Source organism: Mycobacterium sp., from assembly GCF_035274705.1.
Classification (GTDB): Bacteria; Actinomycetota; Actinomycetes; order Mycobacteriales; family Mycobacteriaceae; genus Mycobacterium.
Genome location: NZ_DATENY010000031.1, coordinates 32,767 through 52,909, shown reverse-complemented (window position 1 = coordinate 52,909; position 20,143 = coordinate 32,767). Strand labels below are relative to the sequence as shown.

The following is a 20,143-nucleotide window of genomic DNA, read 5'->3' as shown; positions in this document are numbered from 1 at the left end:
CGTGGCGGTAACTGGTCTTTGCGCTGTGACACACTGGACCAAGATCGTGACTGGAGGTTGATGTATGCGACGGCGGATGAGGGGCAGGCTGATCACCGCGATCTTCGCGGCCGGACTGGTCGGGGGACTAGCGCTAGGAAATCCGTCCGCACTGGCTGACCCCGAAATGCCGCCACCGCCTCCCGCGCCCATCGACCCGGCCGCGGCCGATGCCCCACCGCCGGTGGACCCGCTGGCGCCGCCGGCACCTCCGGCACCTCCGGCCAATCCATTCGTCTTCCCGCCCCCGGCGGATCCGCTGGCGCCGCCGGCCGCCGCGCCGATGGCCATCCCCGAGGGCACGCCGGCGGGCCAGAACCCGACGCCATATACGGGGCAGCCGGTGTTCGCGCCGCCGTCGTTCAACCCGACGAACGGCTCCATGGTCGGTGTCGCGAAGCCGATCTACATCAACTTCGCGCGCCCCATCGCTGACCGGGCGATGGCCGAGCAGGCCATCCACATCTCGTCGGTCCCGCCGGTGCCGGGCAGGTTCTACTGGACGAGCGATTCGCAGGTGCGCTGGCGGCCCCAGGACTTCTGGCCGGCGAATACCGTCGTCAACATCGACGCGGGTGGCACGAAGTCGAGCTTCCGCACCGGTGATTCGCTGGTGGCCACCGTCGACAACAGCACGCACCAGATGCAGATCATGCGTAACGGGAAACTGGAGAAGACCTTCCCGGTGTCCATGGGTAAGACCGGCCACGACACCCCGAACGGCACGTACTACGTGCTGGAGAAGTTCCCGGACATCGTGATGGATTCGGCGACCTACGGCGTGCCGAGCGACTCGCCCGACGGCTACAAGGTGCACGTCAAACTCGCCGTGCGGATCGACAACCTCGGCAACTTCGTGCACAGCGCGCCGTGGTCAGTGGCCGATCAGGGTAAGCGCAATGTCAGCCACGGCTGTATCAACATCAGCCCGGAGAACGCGCAGTGGTTCTACGACAACTTCGGCAGCGGCGACCCGATCGTCGTGAAGAACTCCGTGGGCACCTACAACAAGCCTGACGGCGCGTCAGACTGGCAGATGTTCTAGCCGAGTTCCTCGGCGTACGTGTGAAATTGCCTGACTGACAGCGACATTGCCGCTACCGGCGACTTAGTTGCCCCTATGTGGGCACTTCGCACAGGTGCCCCTGTCGGCGGAGTGCGTCTCCTCGCTCTCTTCGGGTCCTTTGTCGTCTCGTTCGTGCTGCAGCTGATATCACCTGGATTGCGCCTGACGAGCGAGGGATTCGAAGTCTTCAACTACAAGCCGGCTTGGTCCGAGGTCGATGACTTCGAACGAGCCGGCTGACCTACGGGCGCTAGTTCCAGATCCGCACTCGCCGCTGCGGTTCAAGGTACAGCGCGTCGGATTCGCTGACCTCGAACGCGTCGTAGAACGCGTCCATGTTGCGAATCACGCCGTTGCACCGGAACTCCGGCGGCGAGTGCGGGTCGATCGCAAGCCGCCGAACCGCTTCGGCTTCACGGGATTTCGTCCGCCACACCTGTGCCCAGCCGAAGAACACTCGCTGCTCACCGGTCAGCCCGTCGATCACCGGGGCTTCTTTCCCCTTCAGCGACAGCCGGTAGGCCAGCAGCGCGATCGACAACCCGCCCAGATCGCCGATGTTCTCGCCGACGGTGAAGGCGCCATTGACATGGTGCCCGTCACTGAGGTCGCGCGGCACGTACTCTTCGTACTGCTCAATCAAAGCCTTTGTCCGCGCGCCGAATTCGGCTCGGTCTTCGTCGGTCCACCAGTCGACGAGGTTGCCGTCGCCGTCGTACTTGGCGCCCTGATCGTCGAACCCGTGCCCGATCTCGTGGCCGATCACCGCGCCGATACCACCGTAGTTGGCGGCGTCGTCGGCCTCGGCGTCGAAGAACGGCGGCTGCAGAATCGCCGCGGGAAAGACGATTTCGTTCATGCCGGGGTTGTAGTAAGCGTTGACGGTCTGCGGTGTCATGAACCACTCGTCGCGATCCACCGGACCGCCGAGCTTGTTCAGGTCACGGTCGTACTCCACCGTGTAGCCGCGACGGTAGTTGCCGTATAGGTCGTCGCGCTCGATGACCAGTTTCGAGTAATCGCGCCACTTGGCCGGATAGCCGATCTTCGGCGTGAACTTGTCGAGCTTGGCCAGCGCCTTCTCCCGCGTGGCCGGAGTCATCCACTCCAGTTCGTTGATGCTGACGCGGTAGGCCTCGCGCAGGTTGGCAACCAATTCGTCCATGCGCGCCTTGGCATCCGGCGGGAAGTGCCGCTCCACATACAGCTTGCCGACTGCATCGCCCATCAGGCTCTCCACGACGGACACGGCGCGCTTCCAGCGGTCGCGGATCTGTTCGGTGCCGCTCAGTCGGCGGCCGTAGAACGCAAAGTCTTCGGCCACCAGCTCGTCGGTCAGCAGGAACGCCCGCGCATGGATGAGACGCCAGCGCGCCCAGTCCTTCCACGTCGCGAGGTCCTCGCCGGACCACAACGCGGCGAACGCGGTCAGGTAGTCGGGCTGACGCACCACGACTTCGGCCACCTTCTCGTGGGTGGTGCCCAGCGCCGCGACCCAGCCCGCCCAGTCGAAGCCAGGAGCTTCCGTCAGCAGGTCGGCGAACGTCCGCAGGTTGTAGGTGAGGTCGGCGTCGCGGCGCTTGACGACGTCCCAGTGTGTGGCCGCGAGCTTGGTTTCCAACGCGACGATGCGCTGCGCCGTCTCGGAATGATCGCCGCCGTACACCAGCGCGAACATCGCCGCGATGTGCTGCGGGTAGGCCGCCAGAATCTCGCCATGCTGCTGGTCGCGGTAGTAGGACTCGTCGGGCAGCCCGAGACCGGACTGGTTGAGGTGAAGCAGGTAGCGCGTCGAGTTCTTCGAGTCGGTGTCGACATAGACACCGGTGCCGCCGCCGACACTGGTGCGCTGCAGGGCGCCGAGCACGGTGGCAAGGGCAGTCGCGTCGGAAGCGGCGTCGATCGTGGCGAGCTCGTCGAGCAGCGGCTGCAGGCCACGCGCGGCGACGGCCTGCTCGTCCATGAAGCTGGCGTACAGGTCGCCGACACGCTGCTCGTCGGTGCCTTGGGATGCGCCCGACGCCGCCGTGGCGGCTCCAGTGATCAGGTCGCGAACCTGCTCCTCGGCGCGGTCATACAGCAGCCGGAACGCGCCGTCCGTCGCGCGATCGGCCGGCATCTGATACTCGGCCAACCAGCGGCCATTGACGTGGCCGAACAGGTCGTCTTGGGGGCGGGCATCGGAGTCGACGTGGCTCAGGTCGATACCCGAGCGGAGATCTTGAACCGTCACCCCAACATCCTTCCAGAAGTCCACAGGTAGCCTCTCGCCCATGCCCGACGACGAGCAGAGCCCGGACCGCGACGGCGACGGTCCCGTCTTTTCCGGCTTCGGGATCGGCTCAGCCGTGCTTGCGGCGCTCGCCGTGGCCGCGATTGTGCTCGCCGGGCTGATCTGGACGCAGCACCGCAGCGACGTCGACGAGCTTCGATACCGGACCCGCGTCATGCAGGCCGCAGCGGACTGGACCGGCGTGCTGATCAACATGAACAAGGACACCGTCGAGGGCGACATGCACAAGCTGCACGAGGGCACGGTCGGTCAGCTCAACGCAGATTTCGATTCGACAGTCGACCCCTTCCGAAAACTGGTCCAGACGCTGCAGGCGCGCACCACCGGCCAGGTCGACTCCGTCGCCGTGGAGTCGATCCACCACGCAACGCCAGGACCCAACGGCACCCCGACACTCAAGCCGCAACCCGAGCTGTCGGCCTTCGCGTCGCGCACCGACACCGTCATGGTGGTGGCAACGTCGATCAGCCAGAACGCCGGAGGCGACAAGCCGCAGACCGTGCGCTGGAACCTGCGCCTGGACGTCTCCGACGTCGACGGCAAGCTACTGATCTCTCGGCTGGAGCCGATCCGATGAGAAACCGTTGGCGCGTACTGTCTTTCGACATTCTGGCGCCCATCGCGGCGATCGCTGCGCTGATTTACCTCGGCATCGCGACGGCCTGGCCGCTGTGGTGGGTGTCGGTCTGCTCGGTGCTGTGCGTGTTGATCGTCGAGGGCGTCGTCGTCAACTTCGCATTCGCCCGCCGCGACGCGGTGACCGTCGGCACCGACGACGACGGCCCTGGGTTGCGGCTCGCCGTCGTTGCGGTCGCGACCGCCGCGCTGGTGGCCGCCGTCGTCGTCGGCTACACCCGATGGACCGTGCCCGACCGCAACCTGCACAACGACAGTGCCGAAGTCGTGGGCATCGCGAGCAGTATCTCCGAGGCGTCGGCCACCTTCACCCCGCAGAGCCCGACCGCGTCGATCGACCGGGTCACGTCGATGATGTCGCCGAAGGCCGCCGACGCATTCAAGAACGAATTCGCCAATGTCGCAAAGGACTTGGCCAGTAGGAACGTTTCAGCGCAGGCAAGCACCGTCTCGGCGGGCGTCGAGGCGATCGGGCCGGACGCTGCCAGTGTGGCGGTGATCCTTCACGCAACGCAGAGCACACCCGGCAAGCCGCCTGAGACCGCGGTGCTCGCGCTGCGAGTCGCGCTGTCCAGGACCGACGGACGCTGGCTGGTCGACGACGTGTCGCCGATTCACTCCCGCTAGCCGACCAAGCGGGCGTGGTCGACCTTGAGACAGCGGTCCATCACCACGTGCAATCCCGCTGCCTCACCATCACGCGCGACCTGTTCATGCCATAGGCCCTGTTGCAGCCAGAGCACCTTGGCGCCCACCTTGATCGTGTCGGCCAACACCGACGGTAGGTGTTCGTGGCGCCGGAACACGTCGACGAGGTCGGGCACTACCGGCAGCTCCGCCAAACTCGGATACACCGGAGTGCCGTCGATTTCGTTGATAGTCGGGTTCACCAGGTATAGGTCGTAATCACTGCGCGAGTGGAGATACCTCCAGACGCCATGACTGGGCCGCATGGGGTCGGCCGATACGCCGACGATCGCGACGCTTCGGGTCTCGCGCAGGATGCGCTCAATGTCCATCGGCGTCGCCTATACCCCGGTTGCCGCTCGATAGGCCTCGAGCCGGTCGACGAGTTCCTGCGGGCGGCTCAACGAGACCAGATGCCCGCCAGGAATCACATCCACGTCCAGGCCGAGCCGCTCGCGCACCACCCGCCGCTGAAACTCCAGCGGGAACAACCGGTCGTCGCTGCCCACCACCACCCGAGTCGGGACGTCGGGCCAGCGCTGCATAGGCCACGGCCGCTCGAACGGCGTATCGGACTGCTGCGGTTCCGGCTGGCTAAGCGCCTCGTCACGCACCGCCGTGGGCACATCGTGGAAGAAGTCTTCGACTGAGTCAAATTCGTTGCGGCCCAGCCCTATCCGGTCAAAGTGCTCCACCATCGCCGCCTTCTGGCCGGTGGCCTCCCACCACTGCCCCGGCGCCTCGCCGGCTTTCGGGACCATCGGGTTGACCAACACGATCAGCGCTGCGGCCAGACGTTCGGCGACCATCGGCGCGGTGAAAGCCCCCATCGACTGGCCGACGACAATCAGAGGACCGGACGCGTCGGCCACCGCGTCTGCCACGATGTCGGCGTAGGTGTTCAGGTCGGCGGTGTCGTCATCGGCGGGCAGGTCGATGGCGATCGCCTGGGCGCCCGCAGCCGACAGCAGGGGCGTCACGCGATGCCAGTACCAGGCGCTGCCACCCGCTCCCGGGATCAGCGCATACGGCATAGCTAGTTGGGGGTGCCCGGACGCTGGTTACGCATCTTGGCGAACCGGTCGGACAGGCGTCGCATCCGGATCATCAGCGACGCCGAGGGGCTGGTCTGACCATTGACATAGGACGCGAAGTCGTCGTTGGGTACACCGATGCGCGACGCGAACTCCTGCTCACCCAGTCCCGACCGCTCCAGCAGCACCTGAATGTGGCGCGCTACCTCGGCGCGTTCGTTGGCTTCGAGATGTTCACGGGTGCGAATGAGTACCTCCGAGAGCGCCTTCGAAACACCGTATGGCCGTGCGGTTTCCAATACTTCTTCGACCTGGCGCGCGGTCCTGCCATAGGGGTCGCGCTTGATTGCAACGACGATGCGCTGCCAGACGGTCAGGTCGTCGGTCTCCAGCGCAGAGCGGATCGCGGACGTCGGCCAGAACTCCACCGGCCGGTCGTCGACCGGCTGGTTGTGGCCCTGCGCCGGCGGCGCTTGGCGTTTGCGTGCGGAGACTGCGTCGCGCTGCGCGTCCCGGATATCGGGGGCCAACGTCACCTCGCCTCCTCCAGCATCGCCACCGCCACCGAAAGGCAGCGCTCCCTGACCTTGGCCCAATCGGCCTCCGCGTCCGGGCCCGACATGCGGGTGTCGTGCTCGTCGTACGGTTGTGGATCGGCCAGGCGGCGCACCAACTGGGTGGCGACCCATTGCTTTCTCGCGTGTTCACCACAGTAATACCGGTCCATTGACGCCAGCACTACCGCGGCGGTGTGAGTTTCCATCGCGTCCACCAATTCGGCAAATTCTGTGTAGTCGCGAGTGGTGTTCCGGCACATGATCAGGTAGCTCTTCAGCCGCAGCGTCTCTGCACCGGTCGGAATCTGCAGCCGGTCGCCGGTGGGCAACTGCACGTTGGTGGTCTCCATCGGGCTGCGCCGCTCCACCGGCGCGCGCTCGGCCTCGGCCTCGGTCTCCAGCGCGTCGAGCGCGACCGAGAGCCGTCCGCGCCACATCGTCACGGGATGCACGCGCAGTGTGGCCGGGGCGGTCTTGGTCGACCCGTTGGACATGCCGTTGCGGTACAGCCGGCCGCTGAGGCTGGCCGCTTCCTGGCAGATGCCCAAAGCAAGCGGGTCGGCCACCGTAATGCTATCGGGGGCAAGGTTTTTCAGCTTCGTCGCCGACTTGACCACCATCCGCAGGTCGGACCCTGACGGGCCCAGCGAGGAGATGTCGTCGGGGATGATGACCAGATCGCCGATGTCCGCCTTGGGCAGCGGCTTCTCGAAGTCCACCGACGGCAGGATGCGGTCCAGCCAGCGCGGCAGCCACCAGTTCCATTCGTCGAACATCGCCATCAACGCGGGCACCAGCACCAGCCGCACCACGGTCGCGTCGACGGCGATCGCCACCGCGCACGCGACTCCGAGCTGCGCAACCAGCGGCATGCCCGCGAACGCGAACCCGATGAACACCGCGATCATGATCAGCGCGGCGCTGGTGATCGTGCGGGCGCTGGTGCTCACGCCGTACGCGACGGCGTCGCGGGTGTTGTTGGTCTGCAGGAACCGCTCCCGGATGCGGGTCAGCAGGAAGATCTCGTAGTCCATCGACAACCCGAACGTCATCGCCAGCACCAGCGGTGGGATGGTGCTGTCCAGCGACGAGATCGGCTTGAAGCCCAGGTCGGCCAGCCATCCCCATTGGAAGACGACGACCAGGCTGCCGTAGGCCGCAGCCACGGACAGCACTGTCATCAGGACTCCCTTTAACGCCAAGAACACCGACCGGATCGAGATCAGCAGCATCACGAATGCGATCAATGCGACGAACCCGAACACCGCAGGCTGCGTGGCCGACACCCGGTCGTCGAAGTCCTTGATCAACGCCGTCGGACCGCCGACGTCGATGCGTGCGCCCGCTGCGGCCGTCTTCGGCAGCTGCTCGCGCATCCAGTCGACCGTCTCGCGGGCGCCCATGTCCTCGGGGTCGACTGTCAGCACGGCGGATAGCAGCGCGCGGCGATAGTCGTCGCCGAACACCGGCGGGGCCACGGTGACGACGTTGGGTGCCTGCGCCATCCGCTGGCGCAGTGCGTCGAGTGCCGGCTCCTTCACCGCTGCCGATGCGGCGTTGCCGTCGGGGAACGTCACCAGCACGCGCACCGGCCCGAGCGCTCCTGGACCCAGCGCCTCGGCGGCCGCATTGACGCCGCCGCGGATCTCATGGGTCGGGTCGAACTGCCGCTGCATGCTGTTGCCGAGCACCATCGAGAACGACGGTGCCGCAAGCGTCAGCAGCAGGACCGACGCGGCCAACGCCGAGGCCCACGGCCGCCGCATGACCGAGCCCGTCCACCGGCTCCAGAACCGCGACTGGGTGGTCTCCGGCCGGCGCGACCAATGCAGGTACGACGACCGCTTCGCCGCCGCCTTGCCGAACGTCGCCAGCACCGCGGGCGTCAAGGTGGTGGACGTCAGCACGGCCACCGCGACCGCGAGGATCGCGCCGGTGGCCATCGACTGCAGGACAGGCGTGTTGATCAAGTAGATGCCGGTGACCGAGGCGATGACGGTCAACCCCGACAGCACCACCGCCAAGCCGGAGGTGGCCATGGCCGCGTCGGCGGCCTGCTGGGGGTCTCGGCCCGCGCGCAGTTCCTCCCGGAACCGCATGAGAATAAATAGTGAATAGTCGATGGCCAGTGCGATCCCGAACATCGACACCGTCGACGTGACGAACACCGACATCTGCGTGTACATGGACAGCAGATAGACCAGTCCCATGGTCACGGCCACCGTGCAGATACCCAGCACCAGCGGCATGGCCGCGGCCGCCAGCGAGCCGAACACCGCGAGCAAAACAATCAGGACGATCGGAAGGTTCCACTGCTCGGCCTGCGCGACATCGTGCTTGGTCGCCAATGTCGCCGCGGCTCCCAGCGCGCCCTGGCCGATCACATACAGCCGGACCTTGCCGTTCTCGATCTCACCGGCCTGATCGCCGTTGATGCCGACCTTTTCGCGCAGTTGCTTCGCAATGTCGACGACACCGCTGTTGTTGAAGTCCGGTTGCAACGAGACGACATACGGACGGTCCGGCTGGGGAGCGGGCTGCTGCGGGTTGGGCACCACCTTGACGCTCGGCACCTGCGCGGCGATCTGTTCCAGATGCGCGACCGCGGCGTTCATGTCGTCGAACGACGCGTCGGCGCGCGGCGCCGCGACCAGCGCAAGGGGAGAGGCACCCTGGTCGGGGAAGTGGGCTTCGAGCTCCCGCTGCACATGCAGAGACTGAGATCCCTCGACCTCGAATCCGCCACCGGTGAGATGGCCGGACTGGTTCATCGCGAGATAAATCGCGGGAACCAGAAGAAGCAGCCAAGCCGCGAACACCGCCCAGCGATATCTGCGCAGGTTACTGCTCAAGCGCATCATGAACTGCTGGATGGCTAGTCTCCCCGCTTTCTACCCGGCGTTTCGTAGCGTGAGCGTACAACAGCGTGAGGTAAGGTGCCCCGGCCTCAGCAACGCCCTAATGCTGCTCTAACGCTTCTCGCGCCGCCGCCGCACAGCGTTACCTGACCTGGGGGCTTGCCGTCTTCTAGCTGCATGTTTGCTTGCTGAATTGGCCAGCTTCGCGGCGGGGATGGCAGTATGTGCGCGGGCCGTTTCGGCGTCGGGGACCTTTGCCGTCCGATCGTCAAGCGTTTGCGTGACAGCTAAACCGTTCGCAAACCGTTAGGAGTTGTCCATGTCTTCGAGCTTTGGGCTGACCGCGACGCCGCTGCGACGCAGCATCGCCGCTGTGTTCGCCGCCTCCATCGCCGGCGGCGCCGCGGTGGCCGCGCTCGCCGTTCCGGCAGCGACCGCAGCATCCGATCCCTGCGCTGCCAGTGAGATCGCTCGAACCGTCGGCTCGGTGGCCACGTCGACCGGTACCTACCTCGACTCTCATCCCCAAACCAACCAGGCACTGACGACGATCTCCCAGCAGCAGGCCGGGCCACAGTCGCTGGGCGCGATCAAGAGCTACTTCGATGCCAACCCGCAAGTCGGCAAGGACATGCAGGCGTTGCAGCAACCACTGGTGAACCTGTCCACCCGGTGCAAGCTACCGATCAGCCTGCCTCAGCTGATGGGGCTCATGCAGGCCGCACAACAGCAGGGAACCCCATTGCCCGGTGGTTTGCCGGGAGCGCTGCAGACCGCGCAGTCCGTTGGTGCTCCTGGCGCCGCGGTGCCCGCGCAGTCGTCGCCGGCCTCGGCCGTCTCGCCGGGCACCGGCCCGCTTCCAGGGCCCGCCGCAACCGCGACGCGCTAACACCTCGGCGCCGCGCGTCGTCGCCGGCGATGCCGTTGAGCTGCGGTTTTGGACTTTCTCGCGATTGGTTATTCGCAAGGCAAGAAAGTCGGCATCCAATCTGCTTAGCTTTTTATTGTCGGAACCGCTAATGGTTGCGGCCTCTCCACTTCATATGAAGGAGCCTGTCCATGTTGCTCTCGGCCCGTACCGCGCGACGTGCGGTAGCTGGCGCGGTCGGTACTGGTGCGATCGCCGGTGCGATGTTGTTTGGCGCTCTGCCCTCGGCGATGGCCGACGACCCGGCGCTGAACCCGCCGAACTGCACCGCGGCCGACCTGGCCGGCGTCGCATCGGGCGTCTCCGCTGCGACGTCCGCTTACCTGTTCACGCATCCCGACGTGAACTGGTTCTTCACCAGCCTCGAGGGTCTTCCACGCGACCAGGTCCGCTCCAAGGTGCAGGACTACCTGAACAGCAACCCGTCGGTTAAGGCTGATCTGACCGGCATCCGCCAGCCGTTGGTCGATCTGAAGAACCGCTGCGGCTCGGCACCGGCGCCTTCCATTCCGTAGTACGTGCGGGTTGGCGACACGCCCGCACCGGAAAGCGTGAGCCGCACGGTGCTGATGGTCGACGACGACCCGGACGTGCGTACCTCGGTGGCCCGCGGATTGCGGCATTCGGGTTTTGACGTTCGGGTCGCGGCGACCGGCAAAGAGGCGCTGCGGCTCTTGTCCAACGAATCACATGATGCGTTGGTTCTCGATGTTCAAATGCCAGAACTCGACGGTGTTGCCGTGGTGACAGCACTGCGGGCATTGGGCAATGACATTCCCATCTGTGTACTGTCCGCGCGCGACACCGTCAACGACAGAATCGCGGGCCTGGAAGCCGGCGCGGACGACTATCTGACCAAGCCCTTCGATCTGGGCGAGCTGGTGGCGCGGCTGCACGCCTTGCTGCGCCGGTCGAGCCATTCCGATCAGTCGTCCGACACGATGAGGGTCGGGCCGTTGACGATCGACACCGCTCGCCGCTTGGTGTTCGTCGACGGCGAGCGCGTCGATCTGACCAAGCGGGAGTTCGATCTGCTGGCGGTGCTGGCCGAGAATGCGGGCGTGGTGCTGTCGCGCCAGCGGCTGCTGGAACTGGTCTGGGGTTACGACTTCGACGTCGACACCAACGTCGCCGACGTGTTCATCTCCTACCTGCGGCGCAAGCTCGAACGCGATGACTTGCCGCGGGTGATTCATACGGTTCGCGGGATCGGCTATGTCCTGCGAGACGAGGCCTGAGGGTCGACCATCAAGCACCGAAGACGAGCCGTGTGCGAGTCGAGCATCCAGCACCGAAGACGAGCCGTGCGCGAGTCGAGCATCCAGCACAGGGACGAGCAGTAGGTGCGGTTGCCGCGATTCCTCGGGTCGGCGTCCCTGCGCACTCGGGTGGCCATTGCCTCGGCGGCGGCCGCAGCCGCAGTCGTGGCGGTATTCACGATCCTGACCTCGGTGGTGCTGGCGAACAACGATGCGCAGCAACTGGATCGACGCCTCGATTCGATCATCGACGCCTCTATGTATCCCGATCAATTGCAGGATCCGCATCGCGGGGTGCTGACGACGGGACGCTCGCGGTCTAGCGGCCAGGTGGTGTTCCAGCGCGGGTTTCAGTTGCCGCCGTTGCCGTTGGGCACGGCGACCGTCGAGGTCAACGGTGTCGAGTACCGGGTTCGCACGATCGAGGTGGATCAGCACGGCGCCGTGCTGATGTCGCTGGGCATCCGGGCCGACAGTATCTTGCTGAACCGCGCCAGGATTCCGGCGTACACCGCCGTCGGTGTGGCGACGGTGTTGATCGCTGCCGGTCTGGGCTGGCTGCTCGCGGGTCCTGCGATCCGGCCGCTGCGCAGACTGACCGAACACACCAAGCGGCTCGGCAAGGGCAGTGATGAGATGCCCGAAGTGCGCGGCGTCCGCGAGGCCGAGGATCTGTCCGAGGCGATGAAGGAGATGCTGATCCGGTTGGCGGCCGCGCAGCGCGCGACCACCAACTCGCTGCAGGCGGCCCAGGATTTCGCCGCCAACGCCGCCCACGAGCTGCGTACCCCACTGACCGCGATGCGCGCGGACCTCGACACGTTGCGTATTCACGACCTCCCGGCCGAGGAGAGAGCCGAAGTGGTGCAGGATCTTTCGCGTGCACAGCGCCGCGTGGAGGCGATAATCACCGCGCTTGGACAGCTGGCCTCCGGACAGCTGGCGCAGGCCGAGGACCGTGAGCTCATCGACGTGACAGACATGCTCGACCGCGTCGCGCGCGAGAACATGCGAACCGCCGGCGATGTCGAGATCGTCGTGGAGGCCGCCGATGACCTCGGCGGCATCTGGGGATGGCCGGGTGGGCTGCGTCTGGCCGTCGACAATCTTGTGCTCAACGCAGTGACGCACGGTCAGGCCAGCCTGATCGTGTTGGCCGCGCACCGCTCCGACGACACGATGACGATCACCGTCGACGACAACGGCCGTGGGCTGCCGGCCGAAGAGCATCAGACGGTGCTCGGCCGGTTCTCCCGCGGCAGCACGGCCGCCGCCGGCGGTTCGGGCTTGGGACTTGCGTTGGTGGCCCAGCAGGCGGCGCTGCATGGCGGTCGCATCGAACTCACCGACGGGCCGCTCGGCGGACTGCGTGCGACCCTGACGATCTCGACTTCGCCTGAGCCGACGGACAATTCGGCCGATCAGTGCTGAGTCAGCCGGCGACGGCGTAGCGGCTCACACCCCTGCGGCTGTGGCGGGGCGGCATCGGCGCTTCTATCGTGTGATCAGCCTGACTGCGGCGCGCCAGCCGAGCAGCAACAGTGCAGTCACCAGCGACGCCACCACCACGAAACTCGCCGCAACCCCTTGAGATGCGACTTTGCGCAGCAGCATTCCGACGATGATCGTGCTCAGCCACACCACCACCCCGGTCGGCACCACCGCCATGGGCCGCCGCCATCCACGCGACAGCAGCCAGCCGACACCGGTTCCGGTCAGGAACGGCCAAGCTGTCTGGGCGATACCGGCAACCGTCAGGCCCTCGGTATGACTGCGGCGCCCGATCGCGCAGAACACCACGACGCAGACGATGTCGGTGACCACCGCCATGAGCGGATTCGATTTCATTTGCGCGCCTAGGGATCCGGGTCCGGCTCGTGACGTGCTTCGGGGTCGGGGCTGAATTGCGGTGGCTGTTGGATGTTTTCGGCGATGGTGGCGTCGGGGTCGATGTCCTTTTCGGTGCGGAACATGAAGAAGAACACCACCCAGCCGATCGCGGCGATGAAGATCCAGCTGATCAGTCGGTAGATCAGCATCGCCGAGATGGCCGAAGCCAGCGTCATACCTGAGGACACCAGGCCGGGCACCAGCACCGCCTCGACAACCAGCAGGCCGCCGGGCATCAACGGAATCGATCCGACGGCGCGGGCCGCCGCGTAGGCCACCGTCACACCGGCGATCGACGGATGGCCTCCGGTCGCATAGCAGGCGAACAGGAGGCACCCGACGTCGGCGATCCAGTTGAACAACGACCAGCCGAACGCCACACCGAGTTCGCGGCGGCTCAGGCTCACCGACTCCAGCTGCGACAGGGTCTCGCGCCACTTGTCCAGTCCGGTGTCGGCGGGCTTGCCGCGTACCGAGTTGAACCACGACAGCACCCGCACGCCGATGCCGTCGATCAATTCGGGCCGCGTGGCGACCGCCTGCGCGAGCAGGATCAAGGCGATGAAGCCGCCGAGCGAAAAGATCAGGGACAGTGGGTTTTTGGTGGCGCCGAGCAGGAAGGCGCCGCTGAGGCCGAGTAGTGCCAGGCCGACCACCTGCAGGGCGCCCGACATCACCAGCTGCCACGACGCCACCACCGGCGAGGCGCCCCAGATCCGCTGCTGGCGATAGATGAAGGTGGCCGACAGCACGGGGCCACCGGGCAGCGTGGTCGACAACGAGTTGCCGGCGTAGAAGGCGGCCTCGGAGCGCCACTGTTTGACCGTTACACCCGCCGAGCGCAGCAGGGTTCGCTGGATCTGCGCGAAGCTGTGCATGGACGACATCGCCGCGACCACCGCCGCCAGTACCCACCACCAGTTCGCCGAGTACAGGCTCTTGGCCGCCTTGGCCAGCTGATCCCAGACCAGAACGAGCTCAACGGCCAGCACGACGGCAGCGACCGCGATGACCACCCAGCGCAGCCACCAATACTTGCCCCGGGCGGGCCGCTCCTGGCTGGTCTTTCCGGCCTGGGAGTCGCTCGCAGGCGCGTCGTGGGACACGCCCTACAGGGTAAAGCGTCACGAGGCCGAATCCCGAGATCCGCTGCGATGACGCGGGTGGCCGTTACGCTACCGGCATGCCAGCGGGCCCTTCAGTTGACTCCTTCGCCGATGAGTCGGTGAGTCCCCTCGTCAGGAAGACGGCCGCATGGTCGTGGCGACTGCTGGTCATCTTCGCGGCGATCGTCGCGTTGCTCTGGGCGGTCAAGCACCTGGAGCTCCTCGTGGTACCCGTCGCGTTGGCGACCATGCTGGCCGCGTTGCTGCTGCCGGTCGTCGACTTCCTGGACCGGCGCGGCGCTCCACGCGGAGGTGCGGTCGCCCTCGTGTTGCTCGGCGGCATCGCGGTGGTGGGCGGCATTCTCACATTCGTCGTCAGCCAGTTCATCCAGGGCGCACCGGCACTCGTCGAACAGGTCAGCACAAGCATCAAGGGCGTGGGGGACTGGCTGACACAAGGCCCACTCCATATCAATCAGCAGCAGATCGATTCGGCCCGCAAATCTGCGATCGAGGCGCTGCAGAACAACCAGGAGAAGCTGACAAGCGGGGCGCTGTCGACGGCGGGCACCGTGACCGAGATTGTCACCGGCGCCCTGCTCGTGTTGTTCACTCTGATCTTCGTCCTGCACGGCGGGCGCAACATCTTCGCGTTCGTCACGAAGATGTTCCCTACGGACGTGCGCGAACGCGTGCGCGACGCCGGTCGGGCCGGATTCCATTCGTTGATCGGGTATGTACGGGCGACGTTCTTGGTCGCTCTTGTCGATGCGCTGGGTATCGGAACCGGTTTGGCGATCATGGGAGTTCCGCTGGCGCTGCCGTTGGCGTCGCTGGTGTTCCTCGGCGCGTTCGTGCCGCTCGTCGGTGCCGTGGTCGCCGGCTTTCTCGCAGTGATCGTGGCCCTGATCGCGAAGGGATTGCTGTACGCGCTGATCACCCTCGGCCTGATCATCGCCGTGCAACAACTGGAGGGCCATGTCCTGCAGCCGCTGGTGATGGGGCGTGCCGTCTCGATCCATCCGCTGGCCGTCGTGCTCGCAATCGCCGGCGGCGGCGTGCTGGCCGGGATCGTCGGCGCGCTGCTCGCGGTGCCGACCGTGGCGTTCCTCAACAGCGCGGTGCGCGTGCTGCTGGCCGCCGAACCGGAGGCCGAGGAAGCCGAGTTGGAGGCCCAACAAGGGCCGGTGGTGAGGTCGACGCCGGACGACGTCGACTAGAGCCGGCCTTCGCGCCGCAGTAGATCCTGCGCGCTCACCCCGCCGCCAGTTCCGCGGCGCTGATGCTCGTCTTCTTTGCGGGTGTCGATCTTCTCGGTGGACTCCGGATCTCCCCTGCCTTCGGGCGGGGTCCCCAGTTGCCGCGGAGTCGGAATGGCTGTCGTCGCGTCGGCGTTCTGCGGCCGCGGACGTTGCGCGGGAATCGCGGTCGTCGGCTCGTTGCCCGGTTGCGGACGCTGTTGCCGTGGCCGTCCCCCAGCTTGCGCGGGAGGGGCCCCCAGCTCGGGCATCGCGCGCGTGGCGTCCGCTGACGGCCGTCCCCTGCCTTCTGGCGCGGTGCCGCGCAATTCACCGAGCCACGACTCGATCTCGCGCTCTTCGCGCGCTGGCTTAGGCCCGGGCCCGGGCCGGGGCCCGCGCTCGGTGTCACCCGCGGGCGGGTGGTTGACCCGGGAGGTCGCGTTGTTCACCGCGTTGCGGACCGCATTCTTGGCACTCGAGAACCGGGTGGTCGGGGGTTCGTCGACGGGCTGCGGACGGGCGGTGGGGATGCGCGTCGTACCCGCGACAGAGGGCGGGTTGGCCCGCGGCGGCGCAGGGATCCGCGTCGTAGCGCCTGGGCGTGACGAAGCCTCGGCGGCCGGATGGGTCGGGTCGTGTGGCGGCCGCGGGCGCGGTGCCGGACCGCCCGCACCGACGAGAGCCTCTTCGGGTTCGCGCACCGCGGGACGTTTGCGCTCGTCAGGCAGTTCCGTCTCGCCGAGGCCGAGGCGTTCCTGGAGGCGATTCATCCAGCGTGGCGCCCACCAGCAGTCGTCGCCGAGCAGCTTCATGATCGCCGGCACCAGGAACATCCGGACCACGGTGGCGTCCAGCAGCAGAGCGATGAGGAGACCGAACGCCAGGTACTTCATCATCACCAGGTCGGAGAACACGAACGCGCCTGCGACGACGGCCAGCACCAAGGCAGCGCCCGTGATCAGCCGGCCGGTGGTCGCCGTGCCGATCCGGATGGCCTCGGTGGTGGACATACCGCGTTCACGGGCCTCCACCATGCGGGAGACCAGGAACACTTCGTAGTCGGTCGACAGGCCCCAGATGACCGCGATGATGAGGCCGATCATCGGCGCCATCAGCGGCTGCGGCGTGTAGTTCATCAAGCCGGAACCGTGGCCGTCGACGAACATCCACGTGAGCACGCCCATCGTCGAGCCCAGCGTCAGTGCGCTCATCACCGCGGCCTTGATCGGTAGCACCACCGACCCGAACGCCAGGAACATCAGGATCGTGGTGGCGGTGATCAGCAGCAGCACCATCAACGGCAGCTTGTCGAACAGGCTGTGGATGCTGTCCTGCTCAAGCGCAGGAGTGCCGCCGATAGACACAGTGATGCCGCGGGGAGGGGTCAGCGCGCGTAGCTCCTCGATCTTCTTCGACGCGTCGTTACGGTTCTCCAATCCGTTCTGGATCACCCGGATGGACGGATCCTTCGACGCGCCGTCGAGGTACGGGCGTTCCTTCCACATCTTTGATGGATCGTTGTCCGGATCTGTGAAGCCCGGTATCTGCATCGCCTTGTTGCGCACCTCGGCGATCTGTTGGTCCGTGATGGGTTGCCCGTCGTCACTTTCCATCACGATGGTCAGCGGCTCGGTGCGGAAGCCCGGGAAGATCTTGTCGAACTCCTGCTGCGCCTGGCGTACCGAGTTGTCGGGCGGCAGGTATTTCTCGCTGATGCCGCCGAGGGCGAGCTGTCCCAGCGGGATGATCAGCGCGATCAGGACGATGACGATGGGCACGGCAAATGCAATGGGCCGCTTCATTACCCGGTTGACCAGCTTGCCCCAGAAGCCCTTCTCGACCTCTGCGCGGGTCTTGGTCTTCTGCGTCTTGTCGGCCAGCCACGTCAGGTAGACGCGCATCGGCTTCCAGTTGCGGAAGAAAGGGACTCGCAGCAGCGTGCGCACGCCCAGCGCGTCGACGTTGGGGCCCAGGATGGCCAGCGCGGCGGCCAGCACGGTGATCGACAAGATCGCCGCAAGCATGACCGACGCGATGATCGCGTAGGTGATGGACTTCAAGAACCCCTGCGGGAACAGCAGCAGTGGCACCGACGACGCCACCAGGATCACCGCGGAGAACATGATCGTGCGGCCCGAGGTCATCACCGTTCTTCGGACCGCGGCTTCGGTGTCGTAGCCCTCGGCGATCTCCTCACGGAATCGGCTGACCATGAACAGGCCGTAGTCGACCGCGATGCCGAGCCCCATCAGGGTCACCACCGGCTGGGCGAAGAAGTGCACGGGCATGAATTCAGCGACGAGCCGCATGATGCCGAGCGCGCCCGCGATGGTCAGGCCGCCGATGATCCCGGGGAGCGCGGCCGCGACGACGCCGCCGAACACGAAGAACAACACCACACACACCAGCGGGATGGCCGCGACCTCGGCGCGCTTCTGGTCGTCGCCGATGGTTCCGGTCAACTCGCCCGCCAACGGCTGCAGACCGGCCAGCTTGACGTCGACGCCGTCGTCTTTGATCTTGAGCAGGTCGTCCTTGACCTTCTTGTAGTTGTTCAGGATCGCGTCGTCGTTGTCGCCCTTGAGCTGGATCGACATGAACGCGTGCTGTTTGTCCGCGTCCGCCATGTTCTTCAGCACGTCGGGGCTCTTGAAGTACCCAATGGAGCGCAGGATCTCGTCGGGGTGGTCCTTCTCGACCTGAGCGAGGTTGTCGAGGATCTTCTGCTTGAAGGCGGGGTCGTCGACGGTCTTGCCATCGGGCGCGGTGTAGATCCCGATGATGTGGCCCGACGTGTCGCGGCCGTAGGCCTTGTCCGCGGTAACCGAGGCGTGTACGGACTGGCTGCCGTCGTCGTAGAAGCCGCTCTGAGTGACGTGGCTGCCGAGGCTGATGCCGAACACTCCGCCACCAAGGCACAGTGCGACCATGACACCGATCACTATGTATCGGTATCGGTACACCGTTCGACCCCACCAGGCGAACACGTAGGCTCCTTACTAAGTCCTTTGCGACCTGCGCATCTCAGTTGTCTACACGCGCGAGGTCAATAGCGAGGACAGCGGCCGGAACGGCTGCAGCCAAGCTCCCTGCTCGGGCAGCGAATCTAGGCCGATTCGCGGTAGTGGTTCCCGGAAGACACCAGGAATGTCCTCCAGGTCGACGAACTCCAAGGTATCCGACGCTAACGCCCAACTGGCATGTTCGCGAAATCCCAGCACCTGGACCGGGATGCCGTCTCTGGCGATTTCCTCGAGCGGCTGTTTGAAAGCCTGCCCATCTGCGGAGGCGACCAGCACGCTGGCCAATCCCTCGCTGCGCCGCAGCGCGATGTGATTGAGCATGTCGACGTCGACGTCGCTGTCTTCGTCGATCTTCGGTTTCGCGAAGACCGCGAACCCCACGTTACGCAATGCCTCCACCCAGGGTCGAACGACGTCGGCGCTACCTGGGGCGATGTTGGTGAAGACGGTGGCCTCCGGCTCAAGGGAGACGTCGGCGCGCGTGGACGACAGTTCAGCCGTGCGGGTCAGCAGCCACCGGCCGAGCGCGTCGAACCGCGGCCGGTGTGCAGCGGTGGGCCGACCGCCGAGGATCGAGCCGAGGCCCATGTCCAGGTTGGGCGCGTCCCACACCAGCAGTACCCGCTCGGTCGCCTCGGCCGGCGCGACGGTCGGAGGCGGTACTTCTTCTACTTGCGGTTCTATCTGCTGGATGTCCTCGGTCAGGCTCATCGCTTCTCCCAGAGCAGTTCGGCGACGTCGCTGCCCACATGCCGGGCCTTCGTTTCGTACTTGGTGACGGGCCGATCCACCGAGATCGGCAGTGAGTCCGACGCTGTGACGCGGCGCAGCCGCGGCTCGGCGTCGCCGACTTCGGCGATCTGTTCGGCGTAGCCGGCGTGGTCGGTGGCTGCGTGCAGCACACCGCCGGGCCGCAGCCGGTCGGCGATCAGCGCGACCGTGTCCGGTTGCAGCAGCCGGCGCTTGTGGTGGCGCGCCTTGGGCCAGGGGTCGGGGAAGTAGACCCGCACGCCGGTCAGCGAGTCCGGCCCGAACATGTGCTCGAGCACGTCAACACCGTCGCCGCGGACCAGCCGGATGTTGGTGACGCCTTCGCGGTCGATGGCGCTGAGTAGTTGTGCCAGCCCGCGCCGGTACACCTCCACCGCGACCACATCCAGGTGCGGCTCGGCCTGCGCCATCGCGAGCGTCGAGATACCCGTGCCGCTGCCGATCTCGAGCACGACGGGCGCCGACCGGCCGAACCACGCCTCGGTGTCGAGCCGCGGCGCCGGGCCGTCCTCGCCGCGGGCCTGCATGCCCAGCCTGGGCCACAGCCGCTCCCAGGTGGCCTGCTGGCCGCCGGAAAGCGCCGACCGCCTGGCGCGGAAGCTGGTGATGCGGGGATGCAGATGCGACGGCGGCAGGGTGCCGGCGACATCGGGCCGGGACGCATGCATCCGTCCATGGTCGCTCATCAAGGGTCGAGTACCCGCATCGTGGTACAGATTGATACCCAACAGTTGCCTTCGGCTGGTAAAGCAGGT

The 20,143-nt window shown here is 66.3% G+C and carries 18 protein-coding genes; 8 read left to right on the top strand and 10 right to left on the bottom strand.

What is annotated here, in order from left to right:
• Window positions 1-64: 64 nt before the first annotated feature.
• On the top strand, window positions 65-1,084 hold the full coding sequence (locus tag VJV41_RS08140; protein WP_325332786.1) for a L,D-transpeptidase: 1,020 nt from the start codon (window positions 65-67) through the stop codon (window positions 1,082-1,084).
• Window positions 1,085-1,355: 271 nt separating this feature from the next.
• Here the strand turns inward: VJV41_RS08140 and VJV41_RS08135 are convergent, their stop codons facing one another.
• Window positions 1,356-3,380, bottom strand: coding sequence for a M13 family metallopeptidase (locus VJV41_RS08135; RefSeq protein WP_414684908.1), 2,025 nt, complete (start codon window positions 3,378-3,380; stop codon window positions 1,356-1,358).
• Between VJV41_RS08135 and VJV41_RS08130 the strand changes: the two genes are divergently transcribed.
• Window positions 3,379-3,975 carry a hypothetical protein gene (locus VJV41_RS08130; protein WP_325332784.1) on the top strand — a complete coding sequence of 199 codons (597 nt, stop codon included), beginning with the start codon at window positions 3,379-3,381 and terminating at the stop codon, window positions 3,973-3,975. The two genes, VJV41_RS08135 and VJV41_RS08130, sit on opposite strands and share 2 nt — an antisense overlap.
• Window positions 3,972-4,661 carry a hypothetical protein gene (locus VJV41_RS08125; protein WP_325332783.1) on the top strand — a complete coding sequence of 230 codons (690 nt, stop codon included), beginning with the start codon at window positions 3,972-3,974 and terminating at the stop codon, window positions 4,659-4,661. Before VJV41_RS08130 ends, VJV41_RS08125 begins: the two co-directional genes overlap by 4 nt.
• Here the strand turns inward: VJV41_RS08125 and VJV41_RS08120 are convergent.
• Genes VJV41_RS08120 through VJV41_RS08105 form a run of 4 tightly spaced genes read right to left on the bottom strand, consistent with a single transcriptional unit; the run spans window position 4,658 to window position 9,173 of the window.
• Window positions 4,658-5,053 (bottom strand): CoA-binding protein, encoded by a 396-nt coding sequence (locus VJV41_RS08120; RefSeq protein WP_325332782.1) that lies wholly within the window; start codon window positions 5,051-5,053, stop codon window positions 4,658-4,660. The genes VJV41_RS08125 and VJV41_RS08120 overlap by 4 nt on opposite strands.
• 9 nt (window positions 5,054-5,062) lie before the next feature.
• Window positions 5,063-5,755, bottom strand: coding sequence for an alpha/beta hydrolase (locus VJV41_RS08115; protein WP_325332781.1), 693 nt, complete (start codon window positions 5,753-5,755; stop codon window positions 5,063-5,065).
• A gap of 2 nt (window positions 5,756-5,757) precedes the next feature.
• On the bottom strand, window positions 5,758-6,291 hold the full coding sequence (locus VJV41_RS08110; protein WP_325332780.1) for an XRE family transcriptional regulator: 534 nt from the start codon (window positions 6,289-6,291) through the stop codon (window positions 5,758-5,760).
• Entirely contained in the window at window positions 6,288-9,173 is a 2,886-nt protein-coding gene (locus tag VJV41_RS08105) for an MMPL family transporter (RefSeq protein ID WP_325332779.1), read from the bottom strand. Before VJV41_RS08105 ends, VJV41_RS08110 begins: the two co-directional genes overlap by 4 nt.
• Before the next feature lie 316 nt (window positions 9,174-9,489).
• On the opposite strand from VJV41_RS08105, the gene VJV41_RS08100 reads away from it, so the two are divergent.
• The 4 genes from VJV41_RS08100 to VJV41_RS08085 all read left to right on the top strand — a co-directional run bounded on the left by VJV41_RS08100 (window position 9,490) and on the right by VJV41_RS08085 (window position 12,788).
• Window positions 9,490-10,059, top strand: a complete 570-nt coding sequence (locus VJV41_RS08100; RefSeq protein WP_325332778.1) for a hemophore — start codon at window positions 9,490-9,492, stop codon at window positions 10,057-10,059.
• 170 nt (window positions 10,060-10,229) lie between these two features.
• Window positions 10,230-10,613 (top strand): heme-binding protein, encoded by a 384-nt coding sequence (locus tag VJV41_RS08095; protein ID WP_325332777.1) that lies wholly within the window; start codon window positions 10,230-10,232, stop codon window positions 10,611-10,613.
• Between the two features lie 54 nt (window positions 10,614-10,667).
• Window positions 10,668-11,336, top strand: coding sequence for a response regulator transcription factor (locus VJV41_RS08090; protein WP_325332810.1), 669 nt, complete (start codon window positions 10,668-10,670; stop codon window positions 11,334-11,336).
• A 105-nt stretch (window positions 11,337-11,441) separates the two neighbouring features.
• Window positions 11,442-12,788, top strand: a complete 1,347-nt coding sequence (locus tag VJV41_RS08085; protein WP_325332776.1) for a HAMP domain-containing sensor histidine kinase — start codon at window positions 11,442-11,444, stop codon at window positions 12,786-12,788.
• Between the two features lie 63 nt (window positions 12,789-12,851).
• Here VJV41_RS08085 and VJV41_RS08080 read toward each other — a convergent pair whose 3' ends face one another.
• Together VJV41_RS08080 and VJV41_RS08075 are read right to left on the bottom strand one after the other, a co-directional pair.
• Entirely contained in the window at window positions 12,852-13,205 is a 354-nt protein-coding gene (locus tag VJV41_RS08080; protein ID WP_325332775.1) for a DUF3054 domain-containing protein, read from the bottom strand.
• Window positions 13,206-13,213: 8 nt separating this feature from the next.
• Entirely contained in the window at window positions 13,214-14,353 is a 1,140-nt protein-coding gene (locus tag VJV41_RS08075) for a YbhN family protein (protein WP_325332774.1), read from the bottom strand.
• 77 nt (window positions 14,354-14,430) lie between these two features.
• Between VJV41_RS08075 and VJV41_RS08070 the strand changes: the two genes are divergently transcribed.
• Complete coding sequence (locus VJV41_RS08070) at window positions 14,431-15,573, top strand: AI-2E family transporter (RefSeq protein WP_325332773.1); 1,143 nt, start codon at window positions 14,431-14,433, stop codon at window positions 15,571-15,573.
• Here the strand turns inward: VJV41_RS08070 and VJV41_RS08065 are convergent.
• From VJV41_RS08065 to trmB, 3 genes are read right to left on the bottom strand one after another with little or no spacing between them, the layout of a single operon-like run.
• On the bottom strand, window positions 15,570-18,581 hold the full coding sequence (locus tag VJV41_RS08065; protein ID WP_325332772.1) for an MMPL family transporter: 3,012 nt from the start codon (window positions 18,579-18,581) through the stop codon (window positions 15,570-15,572). The two genes, VJV41_RS08070 and VJV41_RS08065, sit on opposite strands and share 4 nt — an antisense overlap.
• Before the next feature lie 45 nt (window positions 18,582-18,626).
• A complete protein-coding gene (locus tag VJV41_RS08060) occupies window positions 18,627-19,328 on the bottom strand; it encodes an NYN domain-containing protein (protein ID WP_325332771.1) in 702 nt (233 codons plus the stop codon).
• Window positions 19,325-20,074 carry a tRNA (guanosine(46)-N7)-methyltransferase TrmB gene (gene trmB, locus VJV41_RS08055; protein ID WP_325332770.1) on the bottom strand — a complete coding sequence of 250 codons (750 nt, stop codon included), beginning with the start codon at window positions 20,072-20,074 and terminating at the stop codon, window positions 19,325-19,327. Before trmB ends, VJV41_RS08060 begins: the two co-directional genes overlap by 4 nt.
• Window positions 20,075-20,143 lie beyond the last annotated feature (69 nt).

Bases quoted from the DNA above. Each gene is read 5' to 3' on its own strand.
- VJV41_RS08115 (WP_325332781.1), bottom strand. From the start codon at position 5,755: ATGCCGTATGCGCTGATCCCGGGAGCGGGTGGCAGCGCCTGGTACTGG.
- trmB (WP_325332770.1), bottom strand. From the start codon at position 20,074: ATGAGCGACCATGGACGGATGCATGCGTCCCGGCCCGATGTCGCCGGC.
- VJV41_RS08105 (WP_325332779.1), bottom strand. From the start codon at position 9,173: ATGATGCGCTTGAGCAGTAACCTGCGCAGATATCGCTGGGCGGTGTTC.
- VJV41_RS08125 (WP_325332783.1), top strand. From the start codon at position 3,972: ATGAGAAACCGTTGGCGCGTACTGTCTTTCGACATTCTGGCGCCCATC.
- VJV41_RS08060 (WP_325332771.1), bottom strand. From the start codon at position 19,328: ATGAGCCTGACCGAGGACATCCAGCAGATAGAACCGCAAGTAGAAGAA.
- VJV41_RS08135 (WP_414684908.1), bottom strand. From the start codon at position 3,380: ATGGGCGAGAGGCTACCTGTGGACTTCTGGAAGGATGTTGGGGTGACG.
- VJV41_RS08080 (WP_325332775.1), bottom strand. From the start codon at position 13,205: ATGAAATCGAATCCGCTCATGGCGGTGGTCACCGACATCGTCTGCGTC.
- VJV41_RS08120 (WP_325332782.1), bottom strand. From the start codon at position 5,053: ATGGACATTGAGCGCATCCTGCGCGAGACCCGAAGCGTCGCGATCGTC.
- VJV41_RS08130 (WP_325332784.1), top strand. From the start codon at position 3,379: ATGCCCGACGACGAGCAGAGCCCGGACCGCGACGGCGACGGTCCCGTC.
- VJV41_RS08090 (WP_325332810.1), top strand. From the start codon at position 10,668: ATGGTCGACGACGACCCGGACGTGCGTACCTCGGTGGCCCGCGGATTG.
- VJV41_RS08100 (WP_325332778.1), top strand. From the start codon at position 9,490: ATGTCTTCGAGCTTTGGGCTGACCGCGACGCCGCTGCGACGCAGCATC.
- VJV41_RS08095 (WP_325332777.1), top strand. From the start codon at position 10,230: ATGTTGCTCTCGGCCCGTACCGCGCGACGTGCGGTAGCTGGCGCGGTC.
- VJV41_RS08070 (WP_325332773.1), top strand. From the start codon at position 14,431: ATGCCAGCGGGCCCTTCAGTTGACTCCTTCGCCGATGAGTCGGTGAGT.
- VJV41_RS08140 (WP_325332786.1), top strand. From the start codon at position 65: ATGCGACGGCGGATGAGGGGCAGGCTGATCACCGCGATCTTCGCGGCC.